Source organism: Halomicrobium zhouii (genome assembly GCF_900114435.1).
Classification (GTDB): Archaea; Halobacteriota; Halobacteria; order Halobacteriales; family Haloarculaceae; genus Halomicrobium; species Halomicrobium zhouii.
This window is the reverse complement of the sequence record NZ_FOZK01000001.1, coordinates 755,641-772,736: the sequence shown is the minus strand read 5'-3', so window position 1 is coordinate 772,736 and position 17,096 is coordinate 755,641. Positions and strand designations below refer to the sequence as shown.

At 62.8% G+C, this 17,096-nt stretch carries 13 protein-coding genes and 1 pseudogene; 8 read left to right on the top strand and 6 right to left on the bottom strand.

Annotated elements, in window-relative coordinates:
- Positions 1-25 precede the first annotated feature (25 nt).
- Complete coding sequence (locus BM337_RS03640; RefSeq protein ID WP_089813998.1) at positions 26-1,360, bottom strand: sulfatase; 1,335 nt, start codon at positions 1,358-1,360, stop codon at positions 26-28.
- 385 nt (positions 1,361-1,745) lie between these two features.
- Here BM337_RS03640 and BM337_RS03635 point away from each other — a divergent pair, with 385 nt between their 5' ends.
- The 7 genes and pseudogenes from BM337_RS03635 (at position 1,746) to BM337_RS03605 (ending at position 10,629) form a co-directional block, all read left to right on the top strand.
- Complete coding sequence (locus BM337_RS03635) at positions 1,746-3,149, top strand: oligosaccharide flippase family protein (RefSeq protein ID WP_089813996.1); 1,404 nt, start codon at positions 1,746-1,748, stop codon at positions 3,147-3,149.
- Between the two features lie 480 nt (positions 3,150-3,629).
- Entirely contained in the window at positions 3,630-3,959 is a 330-nt protein-coding gene (locus tag BM337_RS21840; protein ID WP_394327758.1) for a hypothetical protein, read from the top strand.
- A 63-nt stretch (positions 3,960-4,022) separates the two neighbouring features.
- Positions 4,023-5,468, top strand: coding sequence for a sugar transferase (locus tag BM337_RS03625; RefSeq protein ID WP_089813992.1), 1,446 nt, complete (start codon positions 4,023-4,025; stop codon positions 5,466-5,468).
- Positions 5,469-5,802: 334 nt separating this feature from the next.
- The gene (locus BM337_RS03620) at positions 5,803-6,909 is read left to right on the top strand and encodes a DUF4330 family protein (protein WP_089813990.1); all 1,107 of its coding nucleotides are present in this window, start codon (positions 5,803-5,805) and stop codon (positions 6,907-6,909) included.
- Between the two features lie 2 nt (positions 6,910-6,911).
- Positions 6,912-7,484, top strand: coding sequence for a hypothetical protein (locus BM337_RS03615; RefSeq protein WP_089813988.1), 573 nt, complete (start codon positions 6,912-6,914; stop codon positions 7,482-7,484).
- A 111-nt stretch (positions 7,485-7,595) separates the two neighbouring features.
- Positions 7,596-7,991, top strand: a pseudogene (locus BM337_RS21805) (type II toxin-antitoxin system death-on-curing family toxin); the annotation flags it as partial.
- Positions 7,992-8,304: 313 nt separating this feature from the next.
- Positions 8,305-10,629, top strand: a complete 2,325-nt coding sequence (locus tag BM337_RS03605) for an STT3 domain-containing protein (RefSeq protein WP_089813986.1) — start codon at positions 8,305-8,307, stop codon at positions 10,627-10,629.
- Positions 10,630-10,680: 51 nt separating this feature from the next.
- Here BM337_RS03605 and glmS read toward each other — a convergent pair whose 3' ends face one another.
- A complete protein-coding gene (glmS, locus tag BM337_RS03600) occupies positions 10,681-12,471 on the bottom strand; it encodes a glutamine--fructose-6-phosphate transaminase (isomerizing) (RefSeq protein ID WP_089813984.1) in 1,791 nt (596 codons plus the stop codon).
- Positions 12,471-13,664 (bottom strand): bifunctional sugar-1-phosphate nucleotidylyltransferase/acetyltransferase, encoded by a 1,194-nt coding sequence (gene glmU / locus BM337_RS03595; RefSeq protein WP_089813982.1) that lies wholly within the window; start codon positions 13,662-13,664, stop codon positions 12,471-12,473. The genes glmS and glmU overlap by 1 nt, the downstream gene beginning before the upstream one ends.
- Before the next feature lie 258 nt (positions 13,665-13,922).
- Here glmU and map point away from each other — a divergent pair, with 258 nt between their 5' ends.
- Positions 13,923-14,819 (top strand): type II methionyl aminopeptidase, encoded by an 897-nt coding sequence (gene map / locus BM337_RS03590; RefSeq protein WP_089813979.1) that lies wholly within the window; start codon positions 13,923-13,925, stop codon positions 14,817-14,819.
- Between the two features lie 129 nt (positions 14,820-14,948).
- On the opposite strand, the gene BM337_RS20910 is transcribed toward map, so the two are convergent.
- From BM337_RS20910 to BM337_RS03580, 3 genes are all read right to left on the bottom strand, one after another.
- Positions 14,949-15,116, bottom strand: coding sequence for a hypothetical protein (locus tag BM337_RS20910; protein WP_177227122.1), 168 nt, complete (start codon positions 15,114-15,116; stop codon positions 14,949-14,951).
- Positions 15,117-15,228: 112 nt separating this feature from the next.
- The gene (locus tag BM337_RS03585) at positions 15,229-15,537 is read right to left on the bottom strand and encodes a DUF7967 family protein (protein WP_089813978.1); all 309 of its coding nucleotides are present in this window, start codon (positions 15,535-15,537) and stop codon (positions 15,229-15,231) included.
- A 273-nt stretch (positions 15,538-15,810) separates the two neighbouring features.
- Positions 15,811-17,052: an ABC transporter permease gene (locus BM337_RS03580; RefSeq protein ID WP_089813976.1), complete on the bottom strand. Its 1,242-nt coding sequence runs from the start codon at positions 17,050-17,052 to the stop codon at positions 15,811-15,813.
- Positions 17,053-17,096: the final 44 nt, after the last annotated feature.

The window sequence follows — 17,096 nt, the reverse complement described above, 5'->3', positions numbered from 1 at the left end:
CCCTCTCTATTACGACTCTGATCTTCTATTCCTGATATCCAAGCTCTTGAAGACGGTTTTCCACATCCGACGAGACCTCCGGTCGAGAGACTGAATCCGTACTCTCCTCGACGAATGTAATGTGCCCTACCACCTCGTCTAAAAATTGTCCGACTACGCCCTCGTTTCGTTCAGATACGTCTTTACTTTCCTGAGGATCGCCCTCGATATCGAATAAACTAACATCCTCCATTTCAGTGTCGGTGGTCAGTTTCCACCCGCCTTCTACGGCCATAACATTGCCACCATCGGGTTGTCCTGCCACGGCAAATACGATCCTGTCCTCCTTGGGAACTTGGAAGGCCGATATGCCGTTCAACGTCCGATCGTAATCGATAGACGCTTCGTCCAACAGGGTGGGAAGAATATCGACTCCCGAGACTGGTGAGGAGATGCAGTTCGAATCGCGTTCGGGTGTGTGGATTGCGAAAGGAACTCGCGTGACCTCGTCGTAGAGAATATCCGAATGACCGAACTCTTCGTGTTCACCAAACGCCTCTCCGTGATCAGCAGCGAGCAATATCACGGTGTCGTCCATATCCCAATATCGCTCTAATTCGTCTAGGAGTTCGCCGATGCAAATATCCGTGTATTCTATTTCACCTCGGTACAACTCTTTTAGCGTACTAATGCCCTCTTCACTGAGCGTTTCCGGGGATTCGATCATCTTCTGCCGTAACCTGATCGCACGCTGTTTTTCGATACCGGCGCTGGCCGTGTCTTCGTGGGGCACGTAGGGGTGATGAACGTCCATGTAGTGGACCCAGCAAAATGCCGGGTCGGTGTTCTCAGCTAGCCAGTCAAACACCTGTTCGTTCAACCGTTCCCCGGAAATGTACGGCATACCGATACTCATACCGGTTGTCTCCTCCCCCCTCTTGTACGCCCATCTCAAAGATCGGTAGAGGACCGAATCCTTCGGGAGGGTCCTCGTAACGTATCGGCGGATCTGCCCGAGCAACGAATTTTCTGCCTGACCATCGAAAAACCGGTCGAAAGCACGGTCGTACCCGAACTCCGCGCTGAGGTAGGGATTTGAATGAAATGCAGCGGTAGTATAACCCGCCTGCGAAAACGCCTCGGCCATATATGGGCGGTCAGCGGTTAATCGCGCATATCCGCCGTACATCCACGGATGTGTACCCGAAACCATCGCTGGAACAGAAGCCCGGGTATAGGGCCCGCTTGCGTAGGCCCGCGAAAAATCAACCCCGTTATCTCGGATCGAATCGAAGTTCGGTGTCGAAACAGTATCGTCAGTAACTGTATCGTATCTGAGTGAGTCGACAGTCAACAGCAAAACGTTCGGACGACAAGTCATGGGCTTGTGTCGGTTACTGGGTCAATTCAAGGTTCTGGTTCACTTGGCATCCTCGTCGTACAAATTGGTCCACTGTCTGGTCCCAACTAGTCAGTAATATTTCGCCTATAGACCCTTGTTATCCCGTTTCCGAGTCGCCGGTTCGATCGACATCGACCGTGCATAGACTGGATTTACAGGCTGATATTTCGGACGAGACATTCGGCGCGAAGGGAACGTATATTACTTAGGTCCGGAAATGGCGAGACATACTGCTACACCGAAATCGTCCGATCGGTTTCCGGAGATGTGATGCCTTCCCGGTGGACTCGTCTGACTTCGCCACGAAACAGTTTCGGAGGCGATTGCGGTTCGAGAACTCACGATAACGGTAATCCCTCGAAGAATGAAACTCGAACAAACAACTCTGGTCCACTTTTCGTCGAAGTTCATCGCCGTCTTCGTTGGCTTTCTGGGTACCGTATACTTTGCCCGTGAGGTCGGCGCTCAAATCCTGGGCACGTACTTTCTGATTCTGGGACTGCTGACGTTGATGAAGAAGATGGGAAGTATCGGCGTGAGAACTGCGACGACTAAATACCTCAGCGAAAACCAGGATCCAGCGTATATCACGTCGGGTTTCGCCGTCCAGCTATTCATATTCGCATTTTTATCAGTTCTCGTCTTCCTGCTGGAACCTTTTGTCAACCGTTACGTCGGCGCTGAGGTAGCGTTGCTACTAATCTTTATACTTTTTATCCGACTGACGTTGTCGTTCCTCTACGGTGTTCTTGACGGGGAACAATCTGTACACGTCTCGTCTGTATTAGAATCGACGGAGACGATCCTCCGGACCTCTATTCAGGCAGCAGGGATACTAGTCGGGTTCAAACTGGGTGCTCTGGTTTTCGGATACATCGGTGCCGTCCTCGTCGTGATCGTCCTCAGCGCATATTTCGTCTCGGCGGGGTTTCGAATGCCTGACAAGTCGCATCTATCTGATATCACGTCTTATGTGAAGTACTCTTGGCTCGGAGGGGCTAGGTCAGTCTCTTTCGCGTGGATGGACACACTCGTCCTGGGATTATTCGTCGCGAACGATGTAATAGGGGTGTACGAGATCGCTTGGATGGCCTCTAGTGTGCTTGCGATCTTCGGCACCTCGGTGAGCAGGGCGGTGTTCCCTGAAATAAGTAATATCAGCCAACAGAAGGGCGATCAAGCTGTTTCTAAACTCACATCAAAGAGTATTGCTTACGCAGGTTTACTGTTAATTCCCGGGATAATCGGATTCTACCTTTTGGGGGAACCGTTACTGTTGATATACGGTGGGGAATTCGTTATCGGTTCAACCGTTTTGGTCATTCTCGCAATCGCACGACTCTTATACGCGTATCAGCAGCAGTTTCTGACGTCTTTGAATGCGATAAACCGGCCCGATCTTGCCTTTCGAATCAGTGCTGTATTCACTATCGCGAACGTTGGTTTGAACTTCGTTCTAATCTATTTAATCGGTTGGACTGGAGCCGCCATTGCGACGGCTTTCTCATCTGGGCTTGGATTGGTCCTCAGTGCATCGTATTTGTCGAGAACTATCTCAGTCAACTTTCCGTATCAGTTTATTTTACAGCAGGCTATCGCCGCTGGTCTGATGGGCCTCGGGATTATCGGTGCCCAGTCGCTCATAGGGACGTCTATACTGAATTCATTACTTCTTGTTATATTGGGCATTATTGTTTACTTTTCTACACTGTCAGCAGTTTCGCCGGACTTCAGGGCCGCATTCATGCGGAATATCTTAAGCATCTGATTACATACAGGAAATTTTGAGAAAGACGATCTATTGACACGGACGGACCGAAACATCACATGGGCGTCTGCTATCACGAACACGCTTATGTCTCTATGGTTGTAACAAAAAAACTATGAACCGTCGGAATAGGGGTGTCAACGATAGAGCGAAACGTGTGATCGAGGTATTGACAAGTGTGCCAAGCTATCGTTCCTTGACCACATCGTTGATCAGGCGCGCGAGCAAGAAGTATTTTCGCGTGAGGACGTACCGACGGAAGAGAGGGTCTGGGCGGCGTTTTTGTACCATTCAGGGCTTTCGTATCTGAAGGTCGGTCTCGCGCTCAATCATTCGCACGAGGCCGTCCATCAGTGGTATCATCAGATCGCAGAGTTGTTCGATCCAGAATCTGATAGGCATGGAGTTATAGCAGTCGACGAAACCAAAGTTGCGACCGAGGATGAAGAGATCTACGTGTGGGCTGCCGTCAACGTGGATATGTTCGAAACCGTCCACGTCGAAGTTTCACTCGACCGTTCAGACCTCGATGCGCTCGTCTTTCTCAAAACCGTACTAGCGCGTTTCCATGGTGAACCCGTCGTTCTCGCCGATCGCGGTCCGTGGTACGACTGGCCACTGAACGACTTCGACTTACCGTGTCGATCCCGGCGTGAAACCTGGGGAGAGCGCTCGCTCGTCGAAGCCTGGTTCTTCGTGTTCAAGTACCGAACCATGCTGTTTTTGGCCCGGTTACCGTACCCCAGTTCGTGGCAATCTGCTGATCGCTGGGCGAAAGCATTCGCAACCTTTCACAATGCACTCCGCTAACGTTGACCCCATTACGCCATGCTCCCACAGCGCTTATTACCTCGGTTCGACCTGAATACACCAATGGGAACGGGCTTGCGGTACCGGATCTTCGCCATCGTCGGTACGCTAGCGCTCACTGGCATTGCAGTCACCATCGCTAACCATCCTACCGTCCAGGCCCTGACCACTGCTGTTCCCGTCCTTGACAATCTTCAACGGGCCACCAAAACCAACGGTGACCTCGTCGACGAAATTCTGACAACGACAATCATCGTCTTCGCCGCTCTTTGGCCGCTGTACAAGCCCCAACCTCGTCGCATTCTCGACGTCATCGCGTTGACGCACAAGCGCACCTTCCTCGCCGCGACGGCGCTGGCGACGATCGGGTACTTCGACTGGTCGACACGACTCCCGCGAACTACTCTTATCGCAACTGTCGCCATCCTCGGCCTCGTTCTCCCCATCTGGTTCGTTTCGATACGCCGGCGTCCCCTCTCGCCCACACGCGCCGTCATCGTCGGTGACGACCACTCGACCATCAAACGACTCTACGACGCGGCCGAGATGTCCATTCTCGGATATGTCTCTCCTGCGAGTGTCACACCGGATAACAACCCAATGATTAACGCCCGCATCACAGACGGTGGTGTCACGACCGACACCGCCCCGGCCCGGTCCAGACTCGGCGGTCTGTCTAAGCTGGGCGACGTGCTCATTGAGCACGACGTCGATACCGTACTCTTGGCCTTCGACAAACCCGACCGCGAGGAGTTCTTCGGGACGCTCTCGACCTGCCACCGACATGGTGTCCGGGCTCTCGTCCACCGCGACCACGCGGAGAGCGTCCTCGTCGCCGATGCGACCGGCGACGAACTCGTCGACACCGATCTGGAGCCGTGGGATTGGCAGGACTACATGGTCAAGCGGGTCTTCGACTTCGCGTTCGCAGCCGTTGGTTTGCTCGCGCTCTCGCCATTCATCGCACTGATCGCCATCGGTATCAAGCTCGACTCGCCGGGACCGGTGCTCTACAGCCAGCGGCGGACCGCTGAGTTTGGTGAGACCTTCACGATCTACAAGTTCCGGAGCATGGTCGCCCATGCAGAATCCAAAACAGGTGCGGTCCTCAGCCAGGAAGACGCCGGTGGGGTCGACCCGCGCGTCACGCGAATGGGGAAGATCCTTCGCAAGACCCATCTCGACGAAATCCCGCAGCTCTGGTCCGTACTCGTCGGGGACATGAGCGTCGTCGGCCCACGCCCGGAACGACCGGAACTCGAAGAGAACATCGAATCCGACGTCGATGAGTGGCGGAGCCGCTGGTTCGTCAAGCCAGGTCTCACCGGCCTTGCCCAGATCAACGGCATCACAGGCCACGATCCCGAACGAAAACTCCGCTACGACATCGAGTACATCCGCCAGCAGTCGTTCTGGTTCGACCTGAAGATAGTCACCCGCCAGATCTACGGCGTCGTCGTCGACGCCGCATCAATCATCTTCGGGTTGGAGGACGGCGACGAGGCGTAACGGCAACGCGCTATGTAAACGGGGCCGAAACAGGGCTTTCCGCCGAGTAACAGCTAGTCGACGTAAGGAACCCCTGGTGGACTGAAAGGGCGAGGCGGGCTTCGGGAACCCCGGACCCGCAAGCGACCGCGAGAGCGGAGCTCTCGCGTAGTCCTCAGCTTCGCTGAGGGCACCGGAACGGAGTGAGGAGCACAGCGGATCCGCGGGAGCGAAGCACGCCGAGGGCTTTCGAGGTGTTTGCAGTACTGCTAACGACTGTGATTCTTCTTGCTACACTACTCACACCGATCCTCGAACACAACGACTTTCACAGGCTACTCCAACCAAACCCATAATGGATATCATCGACGAGAAGGGGCGCCTGTTCGGCGTCGTCAACGTCGTCGACGCCCTGGTCGTGTTGCTGGTCCTCGCCCTCGTGGCTGCGGGCGTCGCACTCGTTCTGGGTTCTGATTCCGACCCCGCCCAGTCAGACGAACTGGACAACGCGAGCACGCACGCGACGCTCGACCTGGGCACCCAGCCCGAGTACATCCTCGCCCAACTCGAGGAGGGCGACACGTACTCGCCGGGCGAGGACGACAACCTGACCGTCACGGACGTGCACCTCGAACCGCGAGCGAACGGCGACGCGGCGGCGCTCCTCCGCGTTCGACTCGAAGGAGACCCAGCGAGCGAGTCGTTCCAGTACGACGGCGCGCCGCCGCGGCTCGGCCGCGAACTCCAGGTCGTCACCGACCAGTACCAGGTGAACGGCGTCGTGACGGGGACCGGTGAGGCCGACGCCGTCGAGACGACGGAGCGCGGGGTGCTCGTCGCGGGGACCGTCCCCGCCGACACCGCCTCCGAGATCAGAGAAGGTGACGCCTTTACACTCCGCGAGCGGACGGTCGCGACGGTCGAGTCCGTCGAGGTCTTCGGGACTGACGAGCCCGACCGCAAGCGCGTCCGCCTCGGGCTCACCCTCGACGCGCGCCAGACGAGCGAGGGCACCCAGTTCGCCGGAGAGCGACTGGCAGAGGGCGCGGAGATCCCCTTCCGGACGGACGACTACGGGCTTTCACTCGCGGTCCAGCGCGTCGGGGCGACGGAGCCCCGCGGTGAGCCCGCAACGCGGACCGTTACCCTCCAGATAGAAGACGCGGATCCCGGCCTCGCGACCGCTATCGAGGCGGGCATGACCGAGTCGGTGAACGACCGGACGGTCGCGACACTCACCGACGTCCAGCGCGAGCGCTCGACGGTGATCCTCGTGAGCGAGGACGGCGACGTCTACGAGCGCGACCACCCCCGGAACCTCGACGTGACGATGACGGCCGACCTGTCGGTCCGGGAGACCGGGGGCGGCCTCACGTTCAAAGGCGAGTCGCTCCAGTACGGGAGCACCGTCACGCTCGACCTGGGAAGCGTGACCGTCGAGGCGACCGTCGCGTCACTCTGACCATGGCCGAACACAGTTCCATCACGGAGACGAGCCGCGTCGCCGCGATGGGCGAACGCGCGCTCGACAACTCCCGCGTCGTCGCAGCCCTCCACGCCCCGTTCCGAGATGGATCGCGTCCCGTCAGGGCCGCACAGTGGTCCGCCGGCGTCGTCAGAGACTCGTACCTCGTCCGCTGGCTCACCGCCGAGCCCGAGCCCGATGTCGTCGTCATCGACCTGCGGGAGACGTGGACCGTCGGCCCCGTTATCGCCGTCCTCGACTGGCTGGCGCCCCACGGTCTCCGGATGTGGCACGGATCGATAGCCAGACGGGTCCTCAACCGGACCACGACAGCCTTCCGTGACGCGCCCGTCAAGCTGACGAGCGTAGTCGTCCTAGGCGTCGCCCTCGCCCGACTCGCGCTCTCCCTGGGAAGCACGGGCACCGTCTCGTTTGTCGCCCACCTCGTCGTCGCCGCCCTCGCCGTCGCCGGCCTGCGCGTCGACTGGACGTGGGAGGAGCTCAGGGAAAGCAGGTTCGGCCGGCTGGCGGCGGCGCTGTTCGTCCCGCCCGAGCCGCCTGACGAGAACTGAGTTCCAGCCGGAGGTCGTGATGGTAACCTCACTCTCATCGAGGGACGTAGGACGAGAGAGCGAGAAGTCTCAGCAGAAACGATTATTCGGTCGGTAGGCGACAACCTCAGTGTGACCGACGACGTCGAATATCCCTCGGTCGAACTCGTCCTCGACCTCCACGAGCAGGTCGTCGCGGAAGGCGAGACTACGGAATCCGGTGTTCGATCAGCGGACTCTATCGAATCTGCGCTACAGTACGTATCGGAGGGATTCTTCGGCGAAGTGCCGGCAACGGTCCACGAGAAGGCCGTCCATCTAGTGCGACTCCTCGTCGCGGATCATCCGTTCGTCGACGGAAACAAGCGAACTGCGCTTCGAACGGTGGTCGTTCTCTGCATGCTGAACGGACATACGTTCGAATACGGCGACGAAATGCGGGCACTACTCCATCGATTCGCGACCGAGGAAGCCGAAGTCGACGTCGAGATGGCAGTGATCTACTTCCGTGCCTGTGCTCGCCACAATGAAGAAATAGACCCGTCTGCTACCTCTCGATCGGCAATGGTGTCCAACACCAATTCCTCGACGGCGGTCGACGACGAGGTCCGCCAGCTGTACGAGCGGTATCTGTCCGCCGAGAGCGACGAGGAACGACACGAGATCGCCCTCGAGATTGGCAAACTCGATGGACGACGTCACGCGGCTATCTACGCAGCGCTCGAAGACGAGTAGCTTTCTCCGCCACTGGCGACTTTTTGATGCAACGAAGGTACTCTAGAGGGCCCACTGGAGCACGGAACCCGATGACTTTATTCGGCCGAGCGGACAGCACACGCACATGACAGACGCGGGCGGCCCGGCCGAACTCCTGGACGAGCGTCCGGACCTGGCCGACCCGCTCGAAGCCGTCCTCGCCGTCGACGACCGCGAGGACACCTGGTCGTTCGACGACGTCCCCGTCGACTCGGGCCCGTTCGGCGAACTCGTCTCGCGCGGCGTGGTCGTGAGCGCCGGCGACGACTACCGAGTCGCCGACCCCGCCGCCGCCCGTGCGGCCCTGAACGGCGATGCGGGCGCGGTCACTACAGACTCCGATGACCCGTCGAACCGCTCCGCCCCCTCGTTCGAACTTCCGACCACCACTATCGACCGGACGTCGGCCGCCATCGTCGCCGCGGCCATCGCCTTCGTCGGGCTCGTCCGCGCGCACCCGATCCAGTCCGTCTACCGCGACGGGAACGTCGTCCTCTCGGGGAACGACCCGTACTACTACCGCTACTGGGTCGAGCAGGCGCTGGCCTCCGGCGAGAACATCCTCGACCTGAGCGCGCTGGCGACGCTCCCCGACGCCGTCCAGAAGGGCGAACCGCTCACGGTGGCGACGCTGTGGTGGGTCTCCGAACTCCTGGGCGGCACCCCCGACGTCGCCGGCCACGTCCTCGCGTGGTATCCCGTCGTCTCGGCCGTCGTCACGGCCGCGATGGTCTACCTCGTCGCGGTGTGGGTGACCGAGGACAGGCGCGTCGGCGTCGCTGCCGTCCTCGTCTTCGCCCTGATTCCGGGCCACGCGCTGCGGACGAGCCTGGGCTTCGCCGACCACCACGCCTTCGACTTCCCGTGGCTCGCCGCGACGGCGCTCTGCCTCGTCGCGCTCGTGCGTACGGAGAGACCGGAACTCCGCGCACCGCGAACGTGGGCCGTGAGCGCGGCACTGGGCGTCGCTATCGCCGCCCAGACGCTGGCCTGGGAGGCTGGCCCGCTGCTCATCCTCGCGGTCGGCCTCGTCGTCGTCGCGAAGGCGCTCGCCAACGTCCACGCGGGCCGCTCACCGCTCCGTCAGGCTGCTCCAGTGGCCGTCGGGATACTCACCGGGGCCGCACTCGCCGCGGCCGTACACGTCGTCGTGGGCTGGCATACGCAGCAAGTCGCGTTCGCACCGGCACTCCTCTTCGCCGGGGCCATCGGCGCGCTCTTGGCTGCCGAAGCCGTCCACCGGACCACCGGCGACGTCCGTCACCTCGCGGCCGTCGACGCGGTCGGCGCCGTCGTCGGCTTCTTCCTCTTCCGTGCCCTCCTCCCAGAGTACTGGACGCGGCTCCAGACCGAACTGGACCGACTCTTCAGGAGCGACAGTATCGCCGAGACGGCCGGCCTGCTCTCGCCGGACTCGTTCGGCTTCCTCTACCTGTTCGGCTTCGCGCTCGCGCTCGCGCTCCCGTTCATGGTGATGGGTGCCTGGCGCGCGGTCGACGACGACCGCTGGCTCGTTGCGACCGTCTACGGCTGGTACTTCTTCCTGCTGGCGACGTTCCAGGTCCGCTTCGTCGGCGAACTGGCGCCCTTCGCCGCCGTGTTCGCGGGCTACGGGTTCGTCTGGGTCGCCGCGTGGATCGACGCCGCGGGCCCGCTCGGTGAGCGCGTCGAGCGCTTGCGCGTGCCGGACCGGACCCAGCTCGGGACCCTCGTCTTGCTCTTCGTCCTCGTCGCCAGCCTTGGCATCATACAAGTTCCGGTCAAGACGAGCCAGGTGACCATCACCGACGATACGTATCGGACCTCCCAGTTCCTCGCCGAGCACTCGGCCGACCTCGACCAGGAGTACCCCGACAACTACGTCCTCAGCGAGTGGGGGCAGAACCGCCACTACAACTACTTCGTCAGCGGCGAGTCCCGTAGTTACGCATACGCGCAGTCCAATTACGACCGATTCATCGGGAGTCCGAACCCCGACGAGTCCTACGACCGCCTGGAGGGACGCGTCGGCTACGTCGTTCTGGAGACGGGCCGGCCGACCAGCGGCGAGGGAACGACGTACCAGCAGTTGACCGAGACGTACGGCAGCCGGGCCGAGGGGACGCCCGGCCTCGCGCACTACCGGGCCCTCTACGTCGCGCCGGGCGAGTCGCGCATCGCCTACGCCGTCGTCCCCGGCGCGACGGTGACGGGGAACGCCTCGGCCAACGCGACGGTCTCGCTCGCGACGGACGTCGCCATCCCGAACGCCGAGTTCACATACGAGCGCCAGACGACGGCGAACGCCGACGGGACATACAACGTCGCGGTGGCGCACCCTGGTACGTATCGAGTGGAGATCGACGGCGAGACGCGCGAGGTGACGGTGAACGAATCGGCAGTGCGGAACGGGGCGACTGTGTCGACCTAAAAACGCCGACCGCGAAACGACGATGACAAAACGGCGACGACGGGAGAACTATTACTCCACGGTGACGCTCTTGGCCAGGTTCCGCGGCTTGTCGATGGAGCGCCCCAGGAAGTTCGCGGTGTGGTAGGCCGCAAGCTGGAGCTGGACGTTCGCGAGCACCGCGGCGGCCCGCGGGTGTGTCTCCGGGATGGTGAGGACGTGGTCGGCGTACCGTTCGATGTCGGACTGGCCGTCGGTGACGGCGACGACGGGCGCGTCGCGAGCCTCGACCTCCTTGACGTTGCCGACGGTCTTGGTCGCCTGCTCGCCGTCGCCGACGGTCGTGGCGAAGACGGGCGTGTCCTCGGTGACCAGCGCGAGGGTGCCGTGTTTCAGTTCGCCGGCGGCGAAGCCCTCGGCGTGTTTGTAGGTGATCTCCTTCATCTTCAGCGCGCCCTCGAGGGCGACCGGGTGCATGTGACCCCGGCCGATGAAGAAGTACGACTTGGCGTCCTGGTAGTGCTCGGCGACTTCCTTCGCGTCGGAGTCGTCGATGAGTTCCTGGACCTGGCCGGGGAGGTCGCGCAGCGCGGCGATGATGTCCCGGGCCTCGTCGGAGCGCGTCGTCGCCAGTGCGAGCAGGTTGAGCGCGCCGAGCTGGCTGGAGAACGTCTTCGAGGCGGCGACGCCGATCTCGGGGCCGGCGCGGATGTACAGCGCGTGGTCGCACTCGCGGGCCGCGGTCGAGCCGACGACGTTGGTGACCGCGAGCGTGCGCGCGCCGCGGTGGCGCGCCTCGCGGAGCGCGGAGAGGGTGTCGGCGGTCTCGCCGCTCTGGGTGACGCCGACGACGAGCGCGTCGCCGATGGGCGGCGGGCTGGTGGCGTACTCCGACGCGAGGAACGCCTGGGCGGGGATGCCCGCGGACTGGAACAGCTGTGCGGCGTAGAAGGCGGCGTGGTAGCTCGTCCCGCAGGCGACGAACTGGATGCCCGTGGGCGACAGATCCCCGAGGTCGCCGATGTCGACGGAGGCGGAGAGTTCGTCGACGCGCCCGCGCAGGCACTGGCGGAGCGCGCGGGGTTGCTCGTGAATCTCCTTGAGCATGTAGTGGTCGTAGCCGCTCTTGCCCGTCTCCTCGGGGTCCCAGGAGACGGTGTCGACCTCCTTCTCGACGACGGTGCCGTCGACGTCGGAGACTTCCCAGCCCTCGGGACTGATGCGGGCGTACTCGCCGTCGTCGAGGTAGACGACCTGGTCGGTGAAATCACGGAACGCGGGGACGTCGCTGGCGAAGAAGGTCGCGTCGTCACCGAGACCGAGCACGAGCGGAGAGTCGTTGCGCGCGACGAACACCGACTCGGTGCCGGCGACGGTCAGCGCGACGGCGTAGCTCCCCTCGAGTTGCCCCACGGCCTGTCGGAAGGCGGCCTCGGGGTCCAGCCCGTCGTTCAGCGCGTCTTCGACGAGGTGGGGGACGACCTCCGTGTCCGTGTCGGAGTGGAAGGTGTGGCCCGCGGCGACGAGCTCGTCGCGCAGGGACTGGTAGTTCTCGATGATGCCGTTGTGGACGACGGCCACGTTCCCGGTGCAGTCCTGGTGGGGGTGGGCGTTCTCGTCGGTCGGCGGGCCGTGCGTGCTCCAGCGGGTGTGACCCATCCCGACGGTGCCCTCGACGGTCATGCCGGAGAGGTGCTCGCGCAGGTCCTCGATCTCGCCAGCGCACTTGCGCACGTCGAGGCTCTCGTCGGCCAGCGCGACGCCGGCCGAGTCGTAGCCCCGGTACTCCAGCTTCGAGAGACCGTGGACGAGCGTGTCCAGCGTGTCCTCGCCGCGGCCGGCACAGCCGATGATCCCGCACATTATCGCACCACCTCCACGCCCTCGCCGACGTGGCCGTAGGCGTGCACGCCGGAGTGGAGCGTCGCCTTCGGGCCGACGAGCGTGCCGGGCGACAGCGAGACGTTGCCACGGGCCCGCACGCGGTCGGCGAGGACGGCGCCGAGGCGCTGGTCCTCGTAGACGTCGGTACCGACCTGGACGTCCGCGGGGCCACCAGGGATGGTGGTGTTCGCGCCCAGCGTGGTGTCCTGGCCGACGACGGCGTCGATGATGGTCGAGCCCGCGTCGACGCGCGCGTCCACGTCGAGCACCGAGTTCCGTATCGTCGCGTTCGCGCCGACGGTCACGTTGTCGCCCAGCGCGGTGTTCGATCCGACGACGGCGTTGGGGCCGACCTCGCAATCGGGGCCGACGACGACGGGGCCCTGGAGGGTGGCGTCCTCGTGGACCGTCGCGGAGTCGTCGACCCAGACGCCGTCGGCCCGTTCGTCTTCGACGACGCGCCCGCGGGCGAGCACCTCGCGCGCGACGGCGAGCAGGTCCCACGGGTAGGTCGCGTCGACCCACATTCCGTCGGTCATGATCGCCCGGACGCGGCCGCGCTCGATGAGCCGGGCGATGGTGTCGGTCAGGGCGAGTTCACCGTCCGAACGCGGCGTCTCGTCGATGGCGCCGAAGATACTCTCCGGGAAGGCGTAGATCCCCCCGTTGATCAGTCTGTACTGATTGGAGTCGGGTTTCTCGACGATGGAGACGAGGTCGCCGTCCCGCAGGTCGACCGCGCCGTAGCGCTGTGCGTCGGCGCGCTCGATCACCGCGAGCGCGGGCGTGTCCTGGTCCTCCTCGAAGTGGTCGACGACGGAGGCGACGGTCGCGCCGTCGATGAGGCGGTCGCCGTTGACGACGAGGACGGGCCCGTCGACGACGGAGCGGGCCTGGAGGAGGGCGTGGCCGCTACCGAGCTGTTTTGCCTGGGTGACGTAGGAGATCGGGACGTCGCGGTACGTGGGACCGAAGTAGTCCTTGACGCGGTCGCGCTTGTAGCCGACGACGGCGACGATTCGGCTGATACCGGCGTCGATCAGCGCGTCGAAGACGTACTCGAGGATAGGGCGGTTCGCCGCCGGCAACATCGGCTTGGGGCGGTTGCGCGTCATCGGACGCAACCTGGTCCCCTCGCCTGCCGCGAGGACGACGGCCGTTCGAACGCTCATACACCAGTAGACTGCGGGAGGCACTTTCAACGTTGTGTCCCTACTACCGTTCGCGAGAACGCTAGACGGTGGCTAATCCGCCCGTTCGTCCAGTTTTCTGTGGAACGCGCTCGCTACTGATCGGGAATTCTTCGGAGCGGAACACCCGGTACACCATTGCGTCTCATCGGCCCGGCTGGTTCACGTGAATCCGACTGGCAAAACTGGCTAGCGTCGCCAACGACAAACCATTAGGCCCGCAGTCTCGAAACTCCGGCCATGACAGACGTGGACCTGGAGTCGGAGCAGTACGAGAAACACCGCGAAGCCGGGCGAATTCTGGCCGACGTGCGCGACGAGGCCGCGGAGATGGTCGAGGTCGGCGTCTCGCACCTCGAAGTCGCCGAGTGGGCCGAAGAAGAGATCCGCGAACTCGGCGGCGAGCCGGCGTTCCCGGTGAACATCAGCATCGACCACGAGGCCGCCCACGCGACGCCGGGCAAGGACGACGAGACGACCTTCGGCGAGGAGATGGTGAACCTCGACATCGGGGTCCACGTCGACGGCTGGCTGGCCGACACCGCCGTCACCGTGGACCTCTCGGGCAACGACGACCTCGCACAGGCCCCCGCGGACGCGCTGGAGGCCGCCATCGACACCGTCGCGCCGGGCGTCAGCACCGGCGAGGTCGGCGCCGCCATCGAGGAGCAGATCGAGGGCCACGGCTTCAACCCCGTCGTCAACCTCACCGGCCACGGCCTGGGCCACTGGGAGCAACACACGAAGCCGAACATCCCGAACCGCGAGATTGCCCAGGGCGCCACCTTCGACGTCGGCGACGTCGTCGCCGTCGAACCGTTCGCGACCACCGGCGGCGGCAAGGTCAACGAGGGCACCGACGAGGAGATCTTCGCGCTCGAGCGCGAGGGCACGGTGCGCAACCGCGCCGCCCGGCAGGTCCTCGAACAGATAACCGAGGAGTTCAAGACGCTCCCATTCGCGGCCCGGTGGCTCGACTCGCCGCGCGCGAAGATGGCGCTCCGCCGGCTCAAGCAAAACGACATCGTCCACGGCTACCCGGTCCTGCAGGAAGCCCAGGGCGAACTCGTGAGCCAGAAGGAACACACCCTCATCGTCACCGAGGACGGCTGCGAAGTGACCACGCGGTCGCGGTAGGTTTCGGAATCCAGCTTTCTGTGCCTGCTCCCGCCGAGTGCGAGGTGAGTGGGCGCTGTCTCGAGAGCGACGGCGCTCGTGAAGTGACCTCTCACGACCGTGTCGTGTGGCCTATACAGGAGGTTTCACTCATCGTTTAATGGCGATACTGGTGACAGCAGTCCCGGCTACCGCGAGAAGGAATCCCACTCCAGAAAGGGCATCGATTGATTCGCCCACTATGAGAAAGACGATCGCGAGCAACGTCATTTGTACCCCCGCAAACATGGCTTTCACGTTCGGTTCATCTCCAGTCATACCGAACAACGACATGTAGGACTGCTAAATTGTTACCGGTCACTTCACACGCCAACTGACCAGAGAGTTCGGCAGAACGAATCTGCAACCAGAACCGGCTCCATCCGCGGTGCTAGATGTCGTCCGTCGGCTCGTGTTCGTCGCGCATCCGTTCGACTTCGGTGGCGTACCGCTCCCGAGTCTCCGCGTCCTCGACGGCACCGAGGTTCGAACGGGGGACCAGTAACGATGCGCTCGTCCCGCGCGAGTCGCTGAAACTCGTGAGCGCGCGCTCCTTCCGGTAGTCACGGCGGCCGTCGGGCGTCGCGTAGGTGAGGATGATCAGATTCTGTTCGTCGTCGGAGTACGTCCGCTCGACGAGCCAGACGCGTTCATCGTCGCTCGCCGCCGGTTCGGCCTCGTCCACCGAGTTCGCGACCATACGCGTTCTACGGACGCCTGCCGTTTCCACGTTTCTCCCAGTTCGGGCGTGATACTGTCCCCAGTCTGGGCGTGATACTGACCCCAGTCAGGGCGTGATACTGTCCCAGACGCCGCTTTCACTTTCGCCCCGGTATCCACACGTTTTTTAGTTCAGCAGATATTTTATACAATTAGGGGTCAGGGCTAAAGTCACACGCTCCATGACCCCGTTCCCATCCTCTCGACGTCGACGCCGGACAGCTGCTGGACTACCGGGAGACCAAACGTCGGACTACCGCTGGACGAGGTCGAAGAGCCGGTCGAACCAGCCGGCGCGACCAGTGATCGGTCTGTCGGAGTCGAACAGTCGGACAGTCAGGTAGATCATCCCGGCGGCGAAGACGAGTTCGTAGGCGAGCCCGGCCACGACCAGCTCCGTCCCGCCGAACAGCAACTGCTTGGGCGCGATGACGGGGTGGGTGAAGGGGATCAGGAACAGGACTGCCTGCATCGGGAGCGACAGCGACGTGAAGTCGGCGAACATCGTCATGAAAAAGGGCACCATCGTCAGCCCGACCAGGGGAAGGAGTAGCATCTGGGCGCCCTGCTGACTGTCCGCGAAGATACCGAGCGAGAGGGCGAGCGCCAGCGTCCCGACGAGCGCCAGGAACAGCGAGAGGCCGATCAGAACGTATTCCAGCCCGCCGAGCGTGAGCGCACTGGTCGTCCCACCCGCGAAGTCGCCGCCGACCTGGAGGAAGCTCAGACCGACCATGTAGACCGCGGTGGCGAACAGGCCGATGGCCGAGCCGCCGACCAGTTTCGCGGCGACGATGGTGCGGCGCGGCACCGGCATCGTCAACAGCGTCTCCAGCGTGCGATTCTCCGTCTCGCTGGCCATCGAGTTCATCACCATCTGACCGGAGAAGAGGATGGTCACGGTGATCACCGCCGGGACGAAGAAGAACTGGCCGGCGAGCGTCGCCGACAACTGGGCCGGCGACGTATCGATCCGCTCGCCGCGGACGATAGTCGTGTACGAGTGGCCGATGGGGTCGAGTTCGGGCCGCGTCGCGCCCGTCTTCGCCACGGTGACGTTCGTCGCGGCGCGCTGGAGCACTCGCTCTACGTCGGCAGAGGACACGGCGCCGAACAGACTGACGGTGTCGGTGACCGTGTACACGTGGATAGTCCCGCGCTCACCGTTCTCGATCCGCTCCGAGAAGTTCTCGGGTATCACCACCACGGACTCGCCGTCGGCGGCCCGCGTCTCACGAATGGCGGCCTCCCGGTCCGTCCCTTCGTAGCTCACGTTCGCGTCCGACCGGAGCGTCTCGGCGACAACGGTCCCGTACTCCCCGTCGTCGTTGTCGACGACGCCGACGATGGGGTCGCCCGCGCCCGAATCAGCCACCGCGCCGATCCCCTGCCCCATGCCGACGAACAGCACCGGAATCAGCAGTATCGGCAGGATGTACTGGGGTCGGAGGAGTTCGCGGGCCTCCTTCCAGACGAGCCTGAGGAAGGGCCTCACGAGACCACCTCCGGACCGACGGTCCGGCGTCGTCGCGTTCGCTC